The 22,060-nt window shown below is 40.8% G+C and carries 18 protein-coding genes; 8 read left to right on the plus strand and 10 right to left on the minus strand.

From position 1 onward, the window contains the following. Positions 1-6 precede the first annotated feature (6 nt). Positions 7-2,298: a DNA internalization-related competence protein ComEC/Rec2 gene (locus CPC19_RS08415; RefSeq protein WP_016389544.1), complete on the minus strand. Its 2,292-nt coding sequence runs from the start codon at positions 2,296-2,298 to the stop codon at positions 7-9. Positions 2,299-2,434: 136 nt separating this feature from the next. On the opposite strand from CPC19_RS08415, the gene CPC19_RS08420 reads away from it, so the two are divergent. After that, entirely contained in the window at positions 2,435-2,956 is a 522-nt protein-coding gene (locus tag CPC19_RS08420; RefSeq protein WP_016389545.1) for a DUF2062 domain-containing protein, read from the plus strand. Here CPC19_RS08420 and lolD read toward each other — a convergent pair. After that, positions 2,924-3,604, minus strand: coding sequence for a lipoprotein-releasing ABC transporter ATP-binding protein LolD (gene lolD, locus CPC19_RS08425; RefSeq protein ID WP_015005650.1), 681 nt, complete (start codon positions 3,602-3,604; stop codon positions 2,924-2,926). The genes CPC19_RS08420 and lolD overlap by 33 nt on opposite strands. Continuing rightward, positions 3,597-4,844 (minus strand): lipoprotein-releasing ABC transporter permease subunit, encoded by a 1,248-nt coding sequence (locus CPC19_RS08430; RefSeq protein ID WP_015005649.1) that lies wholly within the window; start codon positions 4,842-4,844, stop codon positions 3,597-3,599. The genes lolD and CPC19_RS08430 overlap by 8 nt, the downstream gene beginning before the upstream one ends. Positions 4,845-4,959: 115 nt before the next feature. Between CPC19_RS08430 and CPC19_RS08435 the strand changes: the two genes are divergently transcribed. From CPC19_RS08435 to CPC19_RS08445, 3 genes are all read left to right on the plus strand, one after another. Beyond that, positions 4,960-5,262 carry a hypothetical protein gene (locus CPC19_RS08435; protein WP_015005648.1) on the plus strand — a complete coding sequence of 101 codons (303 nt, stop codon included), beginning with the start codon at positions 4,960-4,962 and terminating at the stop codon, positions 5,260-5,262. A gap of 358 nt (positions 5,263-5,620) precedes the next feature. Then, positions 5,621-9,016, plus strand: coding sequence for a transcription-repair coupling factor (gene mfd / locus CPC19_RS08440; protein ID WP_084709545.1), 3,396 nt, complete (start codon positions 5,621-5,623; stop codon positions 9,014-9,016). A gap of 5 nt (positions 9,017-9,021) precedes the next feature. Beyond that, entirely contained in the window at positions 9,022-9,660 is a 639-nt protein-coding gene (locus CPC19_RS08445) for a CsiV family protein (protein WP_015005646.1), read from the plus strand. A gap of 29 nt (positions 9,661-9,689) precedes the next feature. Here CPC19_RS08445 and CPC19_RS08450 read toward each other — a convergent pair whose 3' ends face one another. Genes CPC19_RS08450 through nagZ form a run of 4 tightly spaced genes read right to left on the minus strand, consistent with a single transcriptional unit; the run spans position 9,690 to position 12,786 of the window. After that, positions 9,690-10,397, minus strand: coding sequence for a DUF3581 family protein (locus CPC19_RS08450; RefSeq protein ID WP_015005645.1), 708 nt, complete (start codon positions 10,395-10,397; stop codon positions 9,690-9,692). Positions 10,398-10,434: 37 nt separating this feature from the next. Then, positions 10,435-11,187 carry an S-methyl-5'-thioinosine phosphorylase gene (locus tag CPC19_RS08455; RefSeq protein ID WP_015005644.1) on the minus strand — a complete coding sequence of 251 codons (753 nt, stop codon included), beginning with the start codon at positions 11,185-11,187 and terminating at the stop codon, positions 10,435-10,437. Further along, positions 11,175-11,765, minus strand: a complete 591-nt coding sequence (locus CPC19_RS08460) for a hypoxanthine-guanine phosphoribosyltransferase (RefSeq protein ID WP_015005643.1) — start codon at positions 11,763-11,765, stop codon at positions 11,175-11,177. Before CPC19_RS08460 ends, CPC19_RS08455 begins: the two co-directional genes overlap by 13 nt. Next, complete coding sequence (gene nagZ, locus CPC19_RS08465) at positions 11,752-12,786, minus strand: beta-N-acetylhexosaminidase (protein ID WP_016389548.1); 1,035 nt, start codon at positions 12,784-12,786, stop codon at positions 11,752-11,754. The genes CPC19_RS08460 and nagZ overlap by 14 nt, the downstream gene beginning before the upstream one ends. Positions 12,787-12,850: 64 nt before the next feature. Between nagZ and fliL the strand changes: the two genes are divergently transcribed. Next, entirely contained in the window at positions 12,851-13,237 is a 387-nt protein-coding gene (fliL, locus tag CPC19_RS08470) for a flagellar basal body-associated protein FliL (protein WP_016389549.1), read from the plus strand. A 1-nt stretch (position 13,238) separates the two neighbouring features. Here fliL and CPC19_RS08475 read toward each other — a convergent pair whose 3' ends face one another. From CPC19_RS08475 to cysM, 3 genes are all read right to left on the minus strand, one after another. Continuing rightward, entirely contained in the window at positions 13,239-13,730 is a 492-nt protein-coding gene (locus tag CPC19_RS08475; RefSeq protein ID WP_016389551.1) for a L,D-transpeptidase, read from the minus strand. Further along, on the minus strand, positions 13,731-15,059 hold the full coding sequence (rlmD, locus tag CPC19_RS08480) for a 23S rRNA (uracil(1939)-C(5))-methyltransferase RlmD (protein WP_015005639.1): 1,329 nt from the start codon (positions 15,057-15,059) through the stop codon (positions 13,731-13,733). A gap of 62 nt (positions 15,060-15,121) precedes the next feature. Next, the gene (gene cysM / locus CPC19_RS08485; protein WP_015005638.1) at positions 15,122-16,009 is read right to left on the minus strand and encodes a cysteine synthase CysM; all 888 of its coding nucleotides are present in this window, start codon (positions 16,007-16,009) and stop codon (positions 15,122-15,124) included. 138 nt (positions 16,010-16,147) lie between these two features. On the opposite strand from cysM, the gene CPC19_RS08490 reads away from it, so the two are divergent. The 3 genes from CPC19_RS08490 to CPC19_RS08505 all read left to right on the plus strand — a co-directional run bounded on the left by CPC19_RS08490 (position 16,148) and on the right by CPC19_RS08505 (position 22,046). Then, the gene (locus CPC19_RS08490) at positions 16,148-18,211 is read left to right on the plus strand and encodes a TonB-dependent siderophore receptor (protein WP_016389553.1); all 2,064 of its coding nucleotides are present in this window, start codon (positions 16,148-16,150) and stop codon (positions 18,209-18,211) included. Positions 18,212-18,802: 591 nt separating this feature from the next. Beyond that, positions 18,803-19,693, plus strand: coding sequence for an ABC transporter substrate-binding protein (locus CPC19_RS08500; protein WP_236610503.1), 891 nt, complete (start codon positions 18,803-18,805; stop codon positions 19,691-19,693). Then, positions 19,677-22,046, plus strand: a complete 2,370-nt coding sequence (locus CPC19_RS08505; protein ID WP_016389558.1) for an ATP-binding protein — start codon at positions 19,677-19,679, stop codon at positions 22,044-22,046. Before CPC19_RS08500 ends, CPC19_RS08505 begins: the two co-directional genes overlap by 17 nt. Positions 22,047-22,060: the final 14 nt, after the last annotated feature.

A 22,060-nucleotide genomic window follows, 5' to 3' on the forward strand; every position in this document is an offset into this window, starting at 1 on the left:
AATTTTTTAATGTCTCCAATTCCAAAACTTAGCCGTTTGCTCCCTAACACTTTCTATTCGAGGACCTTGATGATTGTAGAAACGCACTATAATTGCACCATGACGAGCCGTATCTAATCGACGACTACCTTGTTTTTCATATCGCTCGATAACCTCCTGCTTTGGAAACCCAAACCGGTTTTTATAACCAACTGGAAACAAAACAACATCAGGATCAACAGCCTTTATAAATTTTTCACTAGAAGATGTAGTACTACCATGATGAGGGGCAATCATTACATCTGCTTTCAATTGATGCCCTTTATATTGCAACAATGAATATTCCGCGCTTTTTTCGATATCGCCAGTTAATAAAACGCTGCCATTTACTGAACTGACCTTTAACACGCAAGATGCATTATTCCCTTCAAATAAGTTATCCGCAGAAGGGTTTATAAATTCAAATAAAACACCATTCAAATGCCAACTGATAGTATTTTCACAATGCAAAGGGTTATACCCCTTAAATAGTTCAGGAACACTGGTATAAAGGCGATTAACATCAAAGGTATTTAAAACGGTTTGCGCGCCACCTGCGTGATCATTATCCCCATGGCTAATAATTAATTGTTTTATTTGTTTTGTTCTAACCGAATTCAAATATGGAACAAGAACTCGAGATGCCAAATCGCTCTTTTCGCTATATTTAGCGCCTGTGTCAAATACCAAGGTATTATCTGCGCTATGAACAACCGCCGATAAACCCTGACCCACATCCAGTAAAACCAGCTTAAACTCGCCATAAGCTAAACTTTTCTCATGTATTGGAAACAACACCGGCAAAAAAAGAACACATACTAAAGGCTTAGGAATAAAACCTTTAGGCATCAATAAAAACACAACACCCACCATTGCGGTAATACAGGCAAAAATGGATACCTCCGGCATCATTAAGGTTGAATAGTCTACTGAAGCGAGAGCCTCTAAAAACTGCCATAAAACATCTATTAACAACGCTGAAAACTTTAAGGCATAAGCACCTGCAGATGGGGCTATCAATGCGATTAACAACGCAATAATTAACATTGGAACAATAGCAAAACTTACAAACGGTATGGCAACAATATTAGCCAACGGCGCAACCAATGAAACTTCATGAAAAAAATACAGCACCAATGGCATCAAACCAATCGACACCCACCACTGGGCATACAATAACTGTTTTATAAAACCAACTTTTTCCATACGCCCTACCACAGCATGCAGAATGATAAAAACCGCGCAAAACGACAACCAAAAACCAACCGACATAGGCGCCAAAGGGTCGTAAATTAACACCGCCAGCAAAGCCATTGAAATCACATGGAAAGGATTGTAATGTCGTTGCCAAAAAACACCTCCCATTATCACCACCAACATAATGAGAGCTCTTTGCGTTGGAATAGAGAACCCCGCCAACGCTGCATACCCAGTTGCTGCTGCTATGCTTACAATAATCGCACAGCGAGTCGCGCTCCCACGTAGAGTTGGCAGTCTAAGTACAAACCAGCGAACAACGCCAAAAAATAAAGCACTTACCAAACCAATATGCAAACCCGAGATAGCCATCAAATGGGAAGTCCCAGTTTGCCGAAAAACGCGCCACTCACCAGGCGTAATAGATTGCCTATCGCCCAACACTAAGGCATTGATAATACCGGCCTGTTGTTGCTCATTAAGCGCCTCCTCTAAATATTTTTTTAACGATTCTCGCCAGTAACTAATAGCCCAACGAGAAGCTTCACCCATCCGTTGATTGTTAGTGCTTTTTCGAACATAACCGGTTGCTCCTATTTGTTGCTGAAATAGCCATTTTTCAAAATCAAACCCATGTGGATTTATCAACCCATGCGGTCTTTTTAGCTTTACTAATAACTGCCACCTTTCAGCAGAGCGCACTTGTTTATCTAGGTTATACCAATTGAGTCTAATTTTTGTTGGGAAGGCAACGATATTAGCAGGGCTTAGCACCTTATCCACCTTAAACAAAAAGCCAGTTGAGCGATCGGTTTGTATTGGCAGGCCAATGACTTGGCCACTTATCAGTACTTCTTTAGACTCTAAGTCTCTTGGCAAACCATTATTGTTTATCCAAGCAGCGTACCCAGTAGCCATAACAAAACCAAACAATAAAAAACTCAACCATTTGGCCCACTTATATACCCCTAATGCAACAAAAAAGGCTAAAATTAAAATGTATATTGGTGGTAAGGCGATTAACAATTGCACCGGTAAAATGCCTATGCAAAAAAACAACGTCATTTGTTGAAATTTATTCATTTAGCCGCATCCATGCTCTGCTACACTTGGCTTGCTTGGTCAACTCACAAGCACCCATCGTTATGACTTTTCCACCCTTGATTATTAAGCCCAATCAAACAAAGGTATCTTAAATTTAAGCTGTTTTTATCGTCACATGCCAAAAAGATTCATTAAAAAATACTTCCCCAACAATACATCGATAAAGCAACACAAACACCTAAAGGTCTTTGGTAGCTTATTACATAATCAAAACTTGTGGCACCTTAACCGCCGCTCTTTTGCAGGGGCGATTGCGACAGGTCTATTTATTGCTTTTATTCCCTTACCCACACAAATGTTAATTGCCGCAGCGGCAGCCATTTTTTTACAGGTTAACCTACCGGTTTCTGTTGCCACCGTTTGGGTCAGTAACCCGGTCACCATGCCCCCTCTTTTTTATGCCGCATACTCGGTTGGTGCGACCCTTATGGAAGTCCCAATAGAGGCCCATGAATTTTCATTTTCAGTAGCCTTTATTCTCGACACTTTGGGGGCTAGCTGGAAGCCTTTTTTACTTGGTTGTTTTATATTGGGTTCTGCAACATCTGCCGTCGGCTATGTTCTTGCTCGTATTATTTGGAGACTTGCTGTTATCAAAAAATGGTTAGCTCGTAAGCATTCCATCATCAAGCGTTAAAACCCTATCCATTTTATTTGCTAACTCATGATCATGTGTCACTAACAGCAAACTAATATTGAGGCGTTGATTCAACTCCAACATTAATTCATAAATTTGCTCGGCTGTTTTTTTATCCAAATTACCCGTTGGCTCATCTGCCAAGACACAAGCTGGTTGTGTAACTAACGCACGCGCAATAGCAACACGCTGCCGTTCACCACCAGACAATTCACCATAACGGTGCTTTATCCTACTTTCTAAGCCTACCTGCTTGAGCATCTCGTCTGCTTTTTCTTGGGCAAGTGCAACACTCTCGCCACCTATCAACAAAGGCATCGCCACATTTTCCAAGGCACTAAACTCTGCCAGCAAATGATGAAACTGATACACGAACCCTAAACATTTATTTCTTAATGATGAACGCTCCACTTCTGTGAGTGTGGTCAGGTTTACGCCATTCATCATCACTTCACCTGAGGTCGGTTGATCTAGCCCCCCTAACAAATGCAACAAGGTGCTTTTACCCGAACCGGACGACCCCATAATAGCAACTCGATCGCCCTGCTTTAGGCTTAAATCAATCCCTTTGAGCACAGGTACAATCAGGTCTTTTTCACCAAACGTTTTGGTCAGTCCTGAACAACTTAAAAAAACGTCATTATTCATACCGTAATGCCTCCGCAGGGTTCACTCGTGACGCCTGCCAAGCAGGGTAAAGCGTTGAAACAAAAGATAATAAAAATGAATACGTCGCTATAGTGGTCACATCCGACCAAACTAATTTTGACGGTAACTCACTAATGTAATAGATATCAGCGGGTAAGAACTGAACATGAAAGAATTGCTCAATGGTATGCACGATCATTTCAACATTTAACGCCAAACCAACACCTGCAGCCACGCCAACAAGGGTGCCAATCAGACCAATTAATGTACCTTGAACCATAAACACACCCATCACAGAGCGAGGTGTTAACCCCAGTGTTCTTAAAATGGCAATTTCAGACTGTTTATCCGTGACGACCATTACTAACGTCGACACAATATTAAATGCCGCAACAGCGACAATTAACATCAATATGATAAACATCACGCGCTTTTCAGTTTTAATCGCCTTAAAGAAATTACTGTGTTCCATCGTCCAATTAGAAATACTGTAATTCGGTGTCAGTGTTTGCGCAATTTTGCCGGTTACAACAGGCGCTTGAAACAGGTCATGCAACTTCACCCTAACCCCTGTCACGCCTTTGTTTAAACGTAACAGTTTTGAACCATCATCAAGATGAATAAAGGCTAAATTTCGATCGTACTCATACATGCCCACTTCAAACTCACCGACAACCGTAAAGCGACGCAATCTAGGCAATATACCTGCTGGCGTCGGCGTAACTTGTGGTGTGATGACAGTCACTTTATCACCCACACCCACACGTAAATAACGAGCTAATTCCGACCCAAGGACTATACCAAACTCCTTTGGTTTTAATAATTCCAAACGACCTTCAACCATTTTCTGGTTAATATCAGACACTTCATCTTCTTGCCCGGGTAACACCCCCCTTAACAAGCTGCCGCTGACTCGTTGATTAGCACTTAACATTACTTCCGCTCTTACAAACGGTGCCCAGCCAGCCACATCATCAGTTTCACTTAATGTATCACCTAAGACTTGCCAGTCTTGCAATGCATTGTAGTATTCAGAAATGGTGACATGGGACGCCATCCCTAAAATCTTTTCACGTAATTGCGCCTCAAACCCGTTCATCACAGATAGTACTGTAATTAGCGCCATCACACCTAGCGCGACACCCAGCATAGATGTCATGCTAATAAACGATATAAACCCCGAACGTTGTTTTGCTCGTGTATAACGCAGGCCAATAAAAATTTCGAGTGGTTTAAACATAGGTGCGAATTAGATCATATATTTAATTTGTAAACCTAACTTACTGTCTAGAGAATTATCAACATTTCATCAAGAGGTGATATATTAATGCTAGAAAACATATAGGGATATCAACATGACGTTTAAAAAAATCATTTTAGCCAGCATTTTTTGTTTCACACCATTGATCACTCATGCTGACGTTTTACTTATTGACGTGATTAACAAGGAACCAGCGAACACGCCAGCCGGCTTATTGAGACCCAAAAATGGGCAATCAATGGATACCGTGATCTCTCAATTTGGCAACCCCATAAGAATATACCCTACTGTTGGCGAACCACCGATTACCCGATGGCAATATGTCAAATTTTCTGTTTATTTTGAACACAACCTTGTTATTCATAGTGTTGTTAACAAGCCAAAAAAAGCACTTTAAAATAATCGGCAAAGGCTAAAGTCAGTTATAAATCAATTACCTATATTGTAATTTGACTTTATACCTGTACGAGAAAACCCTCATAAAGCATATAACCACTGTGGTCTCACCGTCTTTGCTTTAGATTAAGGTGCTCAATAACAACCCTTATTCTTATTGAACACACAGCCCTACTCTATACATTACACACGAGCTAATCATCCACTAACTGGCTGGCATGATCAAAAGGCACTGTCTCAACCAGTCAACCTAACTATTTCCACTTAGCGCTTTATTTAAGCCAAATGAAATACACCCCTTGTTTTGTTTATGAGAAAATAATTCTTTTATTTTTTCCATTTTTTACGTCTACTCAGCTATGCCAAACCTACCTACAAAATCCACACAATCCATTTCTTGGGGAAAATTCGAAGGATGCTCTGATGCCTTAACCATCGCAAACGCAGGAATGGAGTCGGAGCAATTACTGGTGGTTATTTGTTCAGATACCCAATCGGCACTGAGATTAGAACGAGAAGTTCCTTTTTTTCTAACCACGCCTTTGCCGGTTATTTATTTTCCAGACTGGGAAGTCTTACCTTATGATAGCTTTTCTCCTCTAGGCGAAATTATTTCTGAAAGGCTAGCGACTTTATACAAACTGCAAAGCCTAAATAAAGGCATACTCATTGTCACCACCGCTTGCTTACTACAACGGTTAGCGCCACGTGATCAACTTTTAAATGAGTGCTTTTCACTCTCAACAGGTCAACAATTCAATATTGAAAAAACCTGCCTAAATCTAGATAAATTAGGCTACCAGAATGTGCACTCTGTTCATGAATATGGTGAATACTCCGTTCGAGGGGCTATTTTAGACATGTTCCCAATGGGCAGCAAAAAGCCCTATAGAATTGATTTGTTTGATGATGAAGTAGAGTCCATCCGTACGTTTGACACCGAAACCCAACGCTCCATTGATAAAGTTGACTCCATTCAACTATTTCCCGCAAGAGAGTTCCCTATTAATGACAAAAGCATTCAACTTTTCCGCCAACAATTTAGAGACCAGTTCCCAAATGTATCTGATAAGAACACCTTATATCAACAAGTCTCTAAAGGTAATATCCCTAATGGTATAGAAAACTATTTGCCCTTATTTGTAGAACATACCGAATCATTTTTTGATTACATCCCGAAGGCCACTCTCATATTGCACGGTGATATCTTAGCTGCTGGAGAAACATTTGCCACACAGGTCATTGAGCGATTTCAACACAGGCAACGTGATATTGATCGCCCGGCATTACGCCCAGAATTACTGTTTCACGACTTAGAGAGCCTGCAACAAAGAATGGCCAACTACCCCTCTGCTTCATTACAAAGTGACATCCATGAAACAGAAAAAACAGCCTTAATCAATACCGATAAAAATGACCAGGCACACCCTTTATTAGACTTATTAAACAAACAAAAACATAAAACTTTGTTTGTTGCGGAATCTGCGGGGCATCGTGAATCAATGCGTCAGCAACTACAAAAACTAAATGTACGCCCTACCCTCGTTGAAGATTGGGCGACGTTTGTTCAAAACGATGTATCCCCCTGCATTGTCGTTGCACCGATAGATGAAGGCCTTAGCTCCTCTACCGTCAGCATCATTACGGAAAACAACCTATTAGGCACACGTGTTCAACAACGTAGACGCAGACGGTCCTCCTCTAACCAACGACTTGAAAATGTATTTAACAGCTTAGCCGACCTTGAAATCGGCTCCCCTGTTGTTCACCAAGAACATGGTGTTGGTCGATACATCGGCTTGAAGCACTTAGTTGTAGACGAGATTGAAACCGAATTTTTAACCTTAGAATATGCCAATAGCGATAAACTCTATGTGCCTGTTTCATCGCTTAATTTAATTGGTCGATACATGGGCACCCAAGGGGATAGCGCCCCATTACACCGATTGGGTAGTGATCAGTGGGAAAAAGCACGCAAAAAAGCACTGAAACGTGCACGCGATGTCGCCGCAGAATTATTAGACATCCATGCTCGACGCGCCGCCAAACCTGGCCGCCCAATGGTTACTGAATCAACCGAGTACGATAACTTTGCCCGTGCATTTCCGTTCGAAGAAACCGAAGATCAAGCAACCGCTATTGAACAAACACTACATGACATGAGCCTGGCTAAACCAATGGACCGTGTTGTTTGTGGTGATGTGGGGTTTGGTAAAACAGAAGTGGCTATGCGCGCGGCCTTCACCTGTGCCAATAATCACTACCAAACTGCCGTTTTAGTGCCAACCACCTTACTTGCTCAACAGCATTATCAGAATTTTTCCGACCGTTTTGCCGATTGGCCCATTCGCATTGAAGTACTTTCACGGTTTGTCAGCAGCAAAAAGCAAAATCAAATTATTGCTGATACCGCCGAAGGGAAAGTTGATATTCTTATTGGTACCCATAAATTATTACAAAAATCATTAACCTACAAAAACCTTGGTTTAGTGATTATTGATGAAGAACAACGCTTTGGCGTGCGCCATAAAGAATATTTAAAATCCATGCGCTCTGAAGTGGACATGCTTACACTCACCGCTACCCCAATACCCAGAACACTTAATCAAGCCATGTCTGGATTACGCGATATTTCCATCATTGCAACACCACCACCGAATAGACATGCTATCGAAACCTTTGTATCTGAATGGAATAGTGGACTGATTCAAGAGGCCTGCCAACGTGAGATAAGACGCGGCGGTCAACTGTTCGTTCTCCATAACGACATTGCTACAATGGATAGGGTTATTCGTGACATTGAAGAACTAGTACCCGACGCCAATATTCGAAAAGCACACGGGCAAATGCGTGAAAGCGAATTAGAGCATATCATGCTCGACTTTTATCACGCCCGATTTAACGTACTGGTGTCTACGACGATTATCGAAAATGGTATTGATTTACCCAATGCCAATACCATTATTATTAACCGCGCCGATAAACTCGGTTTATCTCAATTGCATCAATTAAGAGGTCGGGTTGGCCGCTCTCATCATCGTGCATACGCATACATGATCGTACCGCCCGAAGGTGTTATGACTAAAGATGCAAAAAAACGTATTGATGCAATCCAAAGCAGTGCCGACCTAGGTGCTGGCTTTACCTTATCAACGCACGATATGGAGATTCGTGGTGCGGGTGAGTTACTGGGCGACAACCAAAGTGGGGAAATCCAAGAAATTGGCTTTACCTTATATACCGAGTTACTGGATAACGCAGTAGCCGCAATAAAATCAGGTAAGCAACCAGAACTTGAAGAACGTATCGAAACAGGACCAGAAATAGACCTGTCTGCCAGCGCATTAATCCCCGATGATTATTTACCGGACGTTCACACACGTCTTGTGTTGTACAAACGAATTGCTAGTGCAGATGATGCAGAAGAACTAAGGGACTTACAAGTCGAGATGATAGATCGTTTTGGCCTTCTACCAGACAGCACAAAATGCCTCTTTGGTATCAGCGAGATAAAACAACAGGCTAAACGTATTGGTATTGATAAAATTGATTTTGCCAAATCCAATGGGCGATTAATATTTTCAAATGCCCCATCGATAGACCCTGCAAAAATAATTGAATTGATCCAAACACAACCACAAATTTTTAAATTGGATGGACCTCAAAAATTACGTTTTAGTAAAAAACTTAATACCACTGAAGAGAAAGTTGAGTTTATACTCGACCTCATTAACTCTATCGCATTGAGCAAGTAATAAACATGACAGCAACACGATTATTTTCATATGCTTTAATTCTTATTGTGCTTTCATACAACATTCAGGCGTTTGCCGACAATGAAAGCTCATCTCAGTCAAGCACTTGGTACAGTATTGAGTACCTCATTTTCGAAAACAAATCATTGAGTAACCAAACGTTAGAGCCTTGGACAAGCGCAGCCTTCAAAATACCTGACAATGCCATCAGGCTGAGCAATGTATCTAGCAATACAGCCTTTAAGCCTTTAGCACCCAACCAACAACAACTTTACGGCGTTTATAATCGGTTAGAAAAGCTATCCTCATATACACCCATCGCTCATGCGGGGTGGGTTCAACCACTTCAACAAAAAGGCGAGCGGAAGCCTGTACAAATTAGCCACCAAACTGGGCCTTTACAACTTGAGGGGACACTTACTTTTCACCGTGGACGGTTTTTACACCTAGACATTGATTTGCAGTTGAGTGAGATGAACTCGTTAGCGATAACTCAAACCAATCTTTCACAACGCTTTCATGAACCTGTTACCTTATACCGATTAACAGAAACTCGGCGAATAAAAACGGATGAGTCACACTATTTTGATCATCCGCGTTTTGGTGTTTTGGCTATTGTGAAAAAAATTGACTCGCCTAATTAACCCATTTCAACAAAAGTTAACTGATACAGCTAGCTCACATAGGCTAATTTAACCGCATTATATTCATCTACAATGCTGTCAATCGCCGATTGTTCAAAAGGCCTCAAACCGCTGACCACCATATCTTTTGTACCATGCCCTATGGCTTGACCATCCACAAACAAATTAAATTCAAGCTTCACACTGCCTTTTTTACCATCAACACGCATCGACGCACCAGAAAACTCGAGATCCAATGAGCCTTCTAGAAACGAATGAATTTCAATGACCATATCTTTATAAATAATTAATGGCCGAGCAGGGTTAATCATCACCCCTTTCTTTTGCATTAAATCGATGAGTATTTCCGGAAATGTTCGACCTGAGAATTGAACATATTTCTCAATCAAACTCGAAATAAACTTATCGTTGTTGCTCTGTTCCCCAGAACACTGAACCGTCATCATCGACTTATTATTTTGATCAGACAAAATAAACTGCTCACTCAGCTTCTCAGGCAAAGTAACAACCGTTTGCTCAGTCACCATGCTTTCAAAGCTAAAACGCATTGATTGGCTAACACCTAATTCCGTTAACGCTACCGCAAATAATAAATCCCCTGGTACACAAAATCGTTTTGTCTCAACATCATGCAATGGGTTAAAGTCACCAGCTACTGATTTAGCAAAAAGGCTGGCTTGCTGCCTTGTAAAACTAACTTTTTGATCGTCTATTTTATAAAACTTTTTTATATCCATGATTATGATTTTTCGTTAAGACCAACAGAATTATACGTTATTCATCCACTTTCATTTCATATACCAGCACTTTCAATAAATGCTCCACTTTGATCATGCCCGCTTCTGCATGGCCTTCTATGTCTCGCATACTAATTTCACCACCTTCTAAACCTGCCGCCCAATTAACCACCAAAGCACAGCAGGCATAATTTAGTGCCAACTCTCTAGCTAACGCTGCTTCAGGCATGCCTGTCATACCAACTAAATCACAACCATCGCGCTCTAATTTTATTATTTCGGCTGCCGTTTCTAACCTTGGGCCTTGCATACAAGCGTAAACAGCTTTGTCGAAAACAGCGATTTCCGCTTTATACATTGCGCGCTTTATTTTTTTTCTCAGCTCCACCGAATACGGGGTTGTAAAATCTATGTGAGTAACGTGCTCTAGATCATCCTCAAAGTACGTTGAGGCTCGCCCCCATGTATAGTCAATTAACTGATCTGGCAGAACAAGACTCGCAGGTGGCATTGATCGATTAATACCGCCAACAGCAGCGATTGCAACAACATCCGTTACACCCACTTCCTTCAAGGCCCACATATTTGCCCGGTAATTAATTCTGTGTGGTGGAATATTATGACCATACCCATGACGTGCCATAAACACAATATCAACGCCATTTAATTCACCAAAAGTGATCGGTGATGAAGGTTCACCATAGGGGGTTTTAACCACTCGTTTACGGACACGCTCCAAATTAACAAGTTTGCTTAAACCAGTGCCGCCAATAATCGCTAGCTTTGACATACTAGTTCCTCAATATTTTCTGGGCAGGCATATAAACCATTTATGTTTCTTAGGTAGCCTTTGTAATCCATGCCTAAACCAAACAAATATTGCTTACCACTGTGGTAGCCAACAAAATCAGCCCGCAAGGGCTTTTGCTTGTTTAAATCTTTATCCACTAAAACAGCTGTATAACAAGAGACAGCACCTTGTTCCTCGCAATACGCTTTTATATGCGCCATTGTGATACCTTCATCCAACACATCATCAACAATAATAACTGTTCGACCTTGTATCGGCGTGGCGGGAAGTTGTTTCCACTCAAGTTGCCCCCCAACCAGATCACGGTGGTAACGTGTCACATGGATATAATCAACTTCTAATGCGAAATCCAATTTAGGTATTAAGCTACCAACGGCTACAATTGCACCGGTCATAACGCAAAGAATAAGTGGATTCTTATCCCCACATTCTTCAGTAATTTCAACGGCCAGTGCATTGTACATCTGCTCTACAGCTGCGCCATCCAACAAACAGGTACTGTTTTTCTTTACCCACTCTATTTCTGTTAAAGGCATCATCAGCTTAGTTAAACCCATCAATGATCTTTCGGCATTGTTGCCACTTTAAAGAACCTTGAAGATGGCCTTCAGGAAGCCTTGTTGTCGGTCGCATTTTTTTTAACCTTTCGATAGAGTTAGTGTTTATTTCAACACCATTTAAGTGATCAATAACCTGTTCGGCTGCGGTTCGATCATTACAGATAAGTGCCATATCGCCACCCGCCTTTAACGCCTGCTGCGCTCGTTGCCCAATATCACCAACTACACTAGCACCCTGCATGGTCAGGTCATCACTGAATATAGCACCTTGAAAGCCTAATTGCTGACGCAAAATAGTTTGCAACCAAAACTCAGAAAAACCGGCTGGCATTTCATCAACCTGTTGATAAATCACATGCGCCGGCATAATCCCTTTCATTCCTGCTTGTATGAGCTGCCTAAAGGGGTACACATCATCTTGTAAAATGTCTTCTAATGATCGCTCATCAATTGGAATCGCAACATGAGAATCAGGTGCTACTGCACCATGCCCAGGAAAATGCTTACCGATGCTTGCCATGCCTGCCTCAGCCAGCCCTTGCTGGAATGCTTCAGCCAACTCAGCAACGATTTTTTTATCACTCGAAAACGCACGATCGCCTATAACATCGCTGCAAGCGTAATCAATATCCAGCACTGGTGCAAAACTAAAATCAACACCCACCTGCCTCAATTCCATTGCCATTAACCAAGCCACTTGCCGCGCATAATTGAGAGCATTTTCCTTATCTTCCTGATAGCACTCGCCTAACATTTGCATACAAGGGATGGGGGTAAACCCCTCTTTAAAGCGCTGCACTCGCCCACCTTCGTGATCAACAGCTAGCAACAACGGCTCTGCTCTTAAACGATGAATTTCATCACAAAGCACTGAGACTTGTTCAATACTGTCATAATTCCTTGAAAAAAGGATAACACCGCCCACTAGAGGGTGTTTAAGAACCTCTCGATCAACGGCCGATAATTCCACACTGTCAATATCAATCATTAAAGGCCCAAGGGGCATAGGCGATTTCATTTTTTTAGTCTATCCTTATCAATATAATTTTCTTAAATCAAACACATCGTTATTTGGAGCTGTTATGCGTTTTGTTGCTTTACTTTTAGGCCTTATGTTTATTTCCCCCTTCACTGTTGCCAATGAGGAAACTTCTGCAGAAGCCATCTATCTACCGCTGACACCTCAGTTCACTGTAAACCTATTGGGCGACAATCATTATTTGCGCACCAGTATTCAATTACAACTACGTAACGATGAAATAAAAGAGTCGATAGAGGCTCATAACCCTGCTATTCGCCACGCACTTATTGTATTGCTAAGCAATAATTATGTGGAAAATATTTCCAGCGGCAGCGATAAAATAGAATTACAAAACCGAGCAGTGCAAGTTCTAAACACCACACTAAAAAAATACGCTAAAAAAGAAGGCGTAGAAGCTGTCTTTTTTACTGAGTTTGTTTCTCAATAAACTATTCATTAATTAACACACTAGACCCAACTGATACCCGATCAAAAAGCTCAATAACATCTGTATTTAACATTCGAATACATCCATGTGACGAGGGTGTAGAGGTCACCAGTTCATCAGGTGCACCATGAATATAAATATAACGCCGCATCGTATCAACCTGACCTAAACGATTTTTGCCTTTTTCTAAACCAGACAGCCACAAAATTCTAGTCAATATCCAGTCTCTATTCGGCTGGCTTTTTGCAAAGCCATGTTGGTAAATTTCACCTGTAAAACGGCGACCTACAAACACACTGCCTGACAACTGACCAGCACCTATTTTTGCGCGAATGATATGTTTCCCTCGTGGGGTACACTCACTGCCAAACAGTTCACCGGCACCATTTTTTGCGGTGCATACCGGATAGGACTTAATCAATCGATCACTATCATATAACGCTAATAACTGATCGCTAATACTGATTATTATGTTCAGTTTAGGGCGATTCATTTATTTTTCAAATAACGCGATCGATTCGACATGCGAGGTATGCGGAAACATATCCATGACACCGGCCTTTTTTAATGTATAGCCTAATTCATTCACTAAAATAGCTGAATCACGTGCAAGCGTAGATGGGTTACAAGACACATAAAGCACCTGTTCAGCGCCCCACTTTGGCAAATAAGGTAGGATTTCTTTTGCGCCTAAACGAGGTGGGTCAATTAATACTTTATTGTATTTTTTCTTCGTCCAAGGTTCCTCAGCGACAGCTTCCATTAGATTAGCGGTATAAAAATCCACGTTGTCCAAGCCATTCTTATCGGCATTTTGTTTTGCCCGTATAATCAGCTCATCACTGCCTTCAACACCGGTTACATGACCTGCCACTCGAGCCATTGGTAGCGTAAAGTTTCCTAAACCACAAAATAGATCAAGCACGTTATCATTTTCATTTAACGCCAGTGTTTCTAGCGCTCTATTAATCATAGAGCGATTAATATCAACATTAACTTGAACAAAGTCGCTAGGGCCAAAGAACAAACTTACATTATTCGGCAATTGGTAACTGAGCGGTGCTTTTTCACCGCTTAATGGGATAATGGTATCTGGGCCTTTGGATTGGGTATAAATATCTACATCAGCAGACACTTCAAAACGTTTTAATACCGCTATATCCTCTTCACTTAACGACTCGAGAATTCTAAAAACTAATGCTGTTCGGCTATCGCAAATAGACACTTCGATCTGCGGAATTTTATCTTTAATCGATAAGTTACCAATCAACGATGACAAATCCATTAGGCGTTGCCCAACTGAGGGATGTAACACCTCACATTTTTCAATTTCAGCCAAAAAAGGGCTGGCTTTTTCTCTAAACCCTACCAGCACTCGGCCTTTTTTTACAACATCTTTCACGCCTAAACGCGCCCGGTGACGATAACCCCAAAAAGGCCCTGTTAACGCAGGCCATAACTCAACATCTTCGAGTTTAGCTATGCTTTTAAACTGATCAAGCAAAATGCCTTGCTTGGCAAGAATTTGTTTCTCAGGATCAAGGTGCTGAAAACTACAGCCACCACAAATACTGTAATGCTGGCAGCCCGGCTCAACACGGTCGTCAGATGCTTTTAACACCTCAGTAACACGGCCTTCGGCAAAATCTTTTTTCTTTTTACTGTATTCAAAAACAACGTCTTCGCCTGGTAGCGCACCTGCGATAAAAACCGCCTTATCATCTACATGTGCCACACCGCGACCATCGTGGGCTAACGATTCTATTGTTGCTGTTGCCGTTTCAGGCGGTAAGTTCTTTCTTCTATTTCTACGTCTAGCCATGTTGCTTTTAAAACCATCTTTCTATGTTAAATAAGCATTACATTTTAAACGTTAAACAAAATTTAATCCGGAAAAACTCCTGTCGAAATATACCGGTCACCTCTGTCACAAATAACAACAACAATTGTTGCATGGCTTAAACGCTTTGAAAGCTCTAAAGCAACATGAGTGGCCCCACCAGACGAGACACCACAAAAAATGCCTTCTCGCTGCGCTAAGGCTCGCATTGTCTGTTCGGCTTGCTGCTGATTAACTTCAAGAATGTCGTCAACACGTGAACGATCATAAATTTTTGGCAAATACTCTTCAGGCCAACGGCGGATTCCTGGAATTTTAGAATCACCTTCCGGCTGAACACCAATCACCTGAATATCATTATTTTTTTCTTTTAAGTACATTGAGGTACCCATAATCGTTCCGGTCGTCCCCATTGAACTAATAAAGTGGGTTACCTCTCCTGACGTGTCGCGCCAAATTTCAGGTCCCGTGCCGTTATAGTGCGATAAAGGGTTATCTGGGTTAGCAAATTGATCCAAAATCGTGCCTTTGCCCTGCTGCTCCATCTGCCTTGCTAGATCGATCGCCGCCTCCATACTGCCAGCGGCCGGTGTTAAAACAATATCGGCCCCGTAAGCCTTCATTGATGCACGCCGTTCTGCACTCATGTTATCTGGCATGATGAGTGTCATTTTGTAGCCTTTAATAGCCGCAGCCATTGCCAAAGCGATGCCTGTGTTTCCGCTAGTCGCTTCAATCAAACGGTCTCCAGGCTTAATATCACCACGTAACTCCGCTTGTTGAATCATGTTAATGGCAGGCCTATCTTTAACAGAGCCTGCTGGGTTATTACCCTCAAGCTTCAACAAAATAGTATTTGTTGTTGAGTCCATCCGCTGTAACCTGACGAGCGGCGTGTTTCCAACAAAATCTTCAATGGTTGGGTAAGTCATTTACTCTCTTTAAAACAAAAATTGGCACAGAAGACTATCATACCTTTACGACGTAGCTAATAATTTTGAGTTATGTCCTTAAGGCCATCGACTTATGCTAAAATTTTTTTAAAAATTACATAAAAAAATAGTTGCCTAATGAAGATAGTTAAAAGCCCCCTTTTTGCTAGAAAAAATCTCTTATTCGCTTTTTATATTGCCTTCATCACACCTTTTGCCGTTGCAAATGAGATAAACGATTTATCTTTTTTTAATACCGAGATTCCTATTGTCTTATCTGCCACTCGGTTAGCACAACCACAAACCGAAGCACCGGCAACGATCACCATCATTGACCGTCAACTGATCAAACTATCGGGGGCAAAAGCCATTCCCGAATTATTTAGATTAGTACCCGGCTTTCATGTTGCTCACTTTCGTGGCAATGAACCTGTTGTTGCTTATCAGGGGCTTAGTGGTGAATTCCCCCAAGGCGTTCAAGTATTAATTGATGGGCGCTCTGTTTATAGTCCCCTTTTTGGTGGTGTTGACTGGTCAAATCTTCCTATCATGATGGAAGATATTGAAAGAATTGAAGTTATCCGTGGTCCGAACGGCTCCTCCTTTGGTTCGAATGCATTCCAAGCAGTCATCAATATCACCACATCACATGCGGTGCAAACAAATGATTTTCAAGTTAAAAGCACGCTCGGTGAAAGGGGCTATCAACGCACGCTCCTAACTGGTAGCCATTCCTTTGGAGATATCGACGTTAGACTCTCCGCTTCACACATTGATGATAACGGCTACGCCAATAATGATGACGATAGCCGTCATGACTCGCTGACCGGGCGATTGGATTACCAAATTACTCATCTCGATAGCTTGCAATTGAATTTCGGTATCATCAATACCTTAAGGGAAACACATACACCTGGCACTTTATTAGATCCTTTTGACCCACCTAGAAACACTGATGACTCGCAGCATTCAATTCATGCTAAATGGGAACATTCAACACCTGATGATCAACTGTTTATTACTCAAGCTTCCTATACCAGACACCTACACAAAGACAAATTTACAACTTTCTTTGATGCCAACAATATAGGTTTAGGCTTTATGGGGAGCTCCGTTAGTCGTCTCGACTTCACCGAGTACTTTGATCGATATGATATGGAATTTGAGCATCAATTTCATTTTAATGATCAAGTTCGCGTTTCTTGGGGCCTTGGCAGTAGAATCGATCGTGTCTATTTACCTCTTTTACAAAACTCTACACAGAAACTTGATAATTCTATTCAGCGCATCTTTAGTAATGTTGAGTGGCGCCCCGAACATAATTTAATTATCAACATGGGCGCACTTTGGGAGCATTCTCAATTATCAGGTGATGATCTGTCACCACGGTTGGCAGTAAACTACCTGCTAACGCCTTCACAAAGTATTAGGTTTTCTGCCTCTCATTCCATTAGAGCTCCAGTCTTAGTTGAAAATAATTTAAATGCCGATGCGTCAATAGACTCTATTAGCATACCGGGGCTGGTATTGAATCAACCTTTATTACGAACCAAAGCTGGGCTTGACCCTGAAACAGTAGACTCACTCGAAGCAGGCTACCATGGTTTGTTTTTTAATAATGCACTCACCGTAGACCTTAAGTTATTTAGAAATGAGTACGACAACCTGATTGACGTAAAGGGCCTAGCAACTGACGCGACCCTGTCACTATTTGGCATCCCTATAGCTACCGCTGACCTTGGCACCAAAGTTCAAACAGTCGACAACCTGCATTATGCAAATATAAACGGCTATGAAATTGAACTGAACTATCGACCCGATGCAAATAACTTAGTTCACCTAGGGTATGCATACAACCATACCAATGTTGGGAGAATCACTCACAATGATATTGAAAATATTCGCAGCTCTGTACCAAAAGATGTTTTTAATATTTTGGCCTCCCATACGTTTGATAATAATTTATGGGCTAGCATTGCTTTCTACTACACTAGTAGCATGGAGTATTTAGACTCGGGTAACCCACAAGGTCCGTTAAGGCGCTTAGATATTAATACAGGTAAATCATTTAACCTATCACAACGCCAAGAAATAGACCTTAGCTTTAACCTACAACTGGCTCTTGATAAAAACAAAGACTTCCTGAATGAATTTGAACTCGATAACCGAGCATTTGTCGAACTAACCTATAGGTATGACTAAAAGGACGACAGTAATACAAGTTAAGACATGGAATGTTGCACAAAAAACTCTAGGTATTTACTAACCAGCTTATTACTGGTCGGCTTTATTTATGTGCCTTATGTTGAGAATCAATACCTATTTTCAATGTTCCCTCGATTACTCTTCTTCTACCTAATTTTGAATAGCCTCACACAGCAATGCTCCTTAGCTAAGCTATTAATAGCATGATGACTATAATTTTTAATGCTTTTTTGATAGCTAAAATTATCTGCCTAACTTTCGGCATTAAACTTAGTCATAGTCATAACATATTCTCCTATGTTGTTAAGCAACAATTATTCGCAGAACGTCTAAAAAGGAACCGACTCCTCACCAAAGGCAACTCCACGTATCAAACCATTGCTAATATTCGACTGTACTTTAAACTATCGAAAAAGCTAACTAATGGAATCCGTTTTAGCTCATCATTAGCATCCAATAAAAAGCAGCCTCTTCATCAATACGTAGTCACCAATAACCAAATGCATCAAAGGATAAAATAGCGTGCTGATTAACACCCATCAGCCCAGAAAATTTTATAGTGTCTATCTAGCAGTGGCTTTACTGCTGATGCCTATACCCTTACTTGCACAAAATTTGGTTATCATTTCTGATAACGCTAGCCATTATCAAACCACCTATAAAACACTTATTACGAACCAGCTATCTCAAGACCCCAGCATACAATTACGAAACATACCGACCAGCTCATTAAGCACCGAAACGCTAATAAAAGACTCACCCGACATCCTGATTAATCTCGATAATAAAGCCATAAAAAAACTCGTGGAATTGAATATACAAACCACAACATTTCACGCCTTAACAACATTATCACATGCTAAAAAGAACATCCCATGCTTACCGTCATGCCGAGAGCTTCGGCCTAATCACTTTTTCTTTGTCTTGGATCAGCCACCAGCTAGACAATTAAATTTAATACAACGTCTTAGCCCTTTATTTAAAAACATTGGTGTTATTGTCACTCATCAATCAAAAGATCAGCTAACACACTTAAAGAAAATTGCCGCGGATAAAAAATTAACCATTAACGAACACCTTAGTAATTCAAAAAATGTAAATTCCCAAATAGGTCGTGTTTCACAATCTTCGGACATCATTCTCGCAATAGCCGATACCGATATTTATAACGCCACGTCTCTTTCACAAATCCTACTAACCAGTTACCGTTATGGAACACCCATCATAGGTTTCTCTAAAGGCTTTATAAGAGCCGGGGCTATTGCAGGAACAGTCAGTAGCCTCGAGCAGTTGGCTAAGCATTTAACCGAAACAATCTTCGCCCTAGAGGACGCAAAGAAGCCTCTGGCAAACAGTATTGTTTACCCTAAATATTTCAGCGTTATTTCCAATAGAAATGTCGCAAAAAGTTTAAACCTACATTTCCCTAACGATAAAGCATTACAAGCGCAATTAATCAGCTATGAGTTTGATAAGTAGGTTTCAATTACAAGATAAGCTGCTTCTCCTAGGCGTTATGCCAGCAGCCATCGTAGCCATTATATTAGCCACCTACCTAACCTCAACGCGTTTAAATGACATGTACGATTTATTGCATAAAACGAATGAGAACTTATGTCTTTCAATAGCCAAGTCCAGTGTTAATGGTGTCTTTTCTGGGAATTTAGCGGCGCTCGATGCAGTTGTCCGTTCAGTAGTTAATGAGCCAGATATCCTCTCTATTAAAATTACAGACAGTGCGGGAACGGCTCTTTCCTATGCAAGCAGTGATATTGCAACACCCTCATTACTATCCAACCCATCAAAAGAAATTGTTCAACCAATCACACTTAAATCAATTGAAAACACGGATGAATTTGATAGCTTATTAGTTGGCCCACCGGTTGAAAAAAATGAAACCATTGGTTACGTCACACTCACGCTTTCATATGAGGCTATTCAACAACGGCAATATAATATTTTATCTAACACAATCTACATCACCTTATTTTTACTATTGGTAATCGCTCTTATTGCAAAATACTTCAGCGCAACAATTAGTCGCCCCATTCTAAAATTAACACGTGATGTAAAAAACATTACTAAAGGCAACTATACTCCACCACCTAACACCCCAAATATCAGTAGCAAAGATGAAATTGCCACACTCGAGAGCGGTGTTCATGAAATGGCTCAGCAAATTAATAATCACCAACGGATTCTGAAACAGAGGGTCCTTGAAGCGACGCAAGAGTTAAGGTCTCAAAACGACAAGCTTTTTTCTGCCCAAGAAGAAATCCTCAAATCCGCCGATGCAAAATCACGGTTTATTTCACATATAAGTCATGAAATACGAACTCCGTTAAATGGCATTATCGGCTTTCTTGAAATCATTCAACAAACCCCTCTTGATGATGAGCAACTGAAATTGGTCAATGCGTCTCATTTATCATCAAAAAATTTACAAACCATTATTAATGAAGTATTAGATTTTACCCAGCTTGAATCTGGCAAAGTACTTATTCATAAAACAAATTTTGAACTGAAAAAAGCAATACAAGATGCCATCTTGCTTTTATCTGCCCAAGCAAAGGAAAATCACGTCAGCATTAATTATCAGCACGATGCCAATGTCCCTGTGGTTATTAATCAAGACCACGTCAAGTTTGGTCAAATACTTATTAACCTACTTAGCAATGCTATCAAGTTCAGTCACCAATCATCTGTTATCGTTCGCTTAAAAATGAACCCTTACAAGCAGGATGTTATTGATATTAGCATCATTGATCACGGTATCGGCATCAGTGGACATAACCTCAAACAGCTTTTTCAAGAATACTCTCAACTTGATGGCGCTACTAGCGACCAGGGAACAGGTCTTGGCTTAGTAATTACTAAACGCCTGCTAAATGCACTTCACGGCAGCATTAAGGTAGAAAGCACCTTAGGCGAAGGCTCTAATTTCACCTTCAGTCTACCCTTTACACAGGTGAAAGATAGCTACCAAGCTATTAATAAACCCATAGCGATTGAACACCCTCTGCCCGACCTAAGTTCTTTAAATATATTAGTTGCAGACGACAACGAAATTAATCGATTATTGTTGAGTCATTTATTAGAAAAACAACACGCTAATGTCACCTGTGTTAACGATGGCCAACAAGCCATTGAACTAGCCTTCAAGCACCCCTATGACCTGATGCTATTTGATTTAAGAATGCCTTTAAAAATGGGCAATGAGGCACTTTTTGAAATACGTAACCACCCACAAAACCCTAACTATAAAACACCCGCCATTGCTATTACTGCACACATTACCTCAGGTGAAGAGAAGGCACACCACATCAGTTCATTTGATGGGTACCTAATAAAACCTATTGATCAAGTACACTTTTTCGCCTTAATTGAGCAATTACTTAGCGAACATGATTTTGATACGCAGCCTTTTATATCAACCACTACAAATGGCGACTCAGCCTCTAACAGTCAACCGTTTGATTATCATTTAGCTAAAAAAAGCATGAATGCGGACCATTCGTTTATGTTAATTATGCTTGAGAAGTTTTTATCTGAACTCCCCAAACAAAGCGAAGACATTTCAGAGCTGATTGGGCAAAACAACATAGTGGATGCAGCAGAAGCAGTCCATAAAATCCACGGTTCGGCAGCATATTGTGGAACACCTTTATTAAAATCAGCAGCGAAAAAACTTGAGCTTGTATTGAGGGAAAACGATAAAAATAATACTCAAAAGTTCCACAAGATTTTTTGTAATGAAATACAGACATTGCTTACATTAAAAAGCGACATTCTTACCTTGCTGCAAACCCTTACTAATAATCAAGAAACTTAAACAACTTTCTTATA

Source organism: Cycloclasticus sp. PY97N (assembly GCF_002443175.1).
Classification (GTDB): domain Bacteria; phylum Pseudomonadota; class Gammaproteobacteria; order Methylococcales; family Cycloclasticaceae; genus Cycloclasticus; species Cycloclasticus pugetii.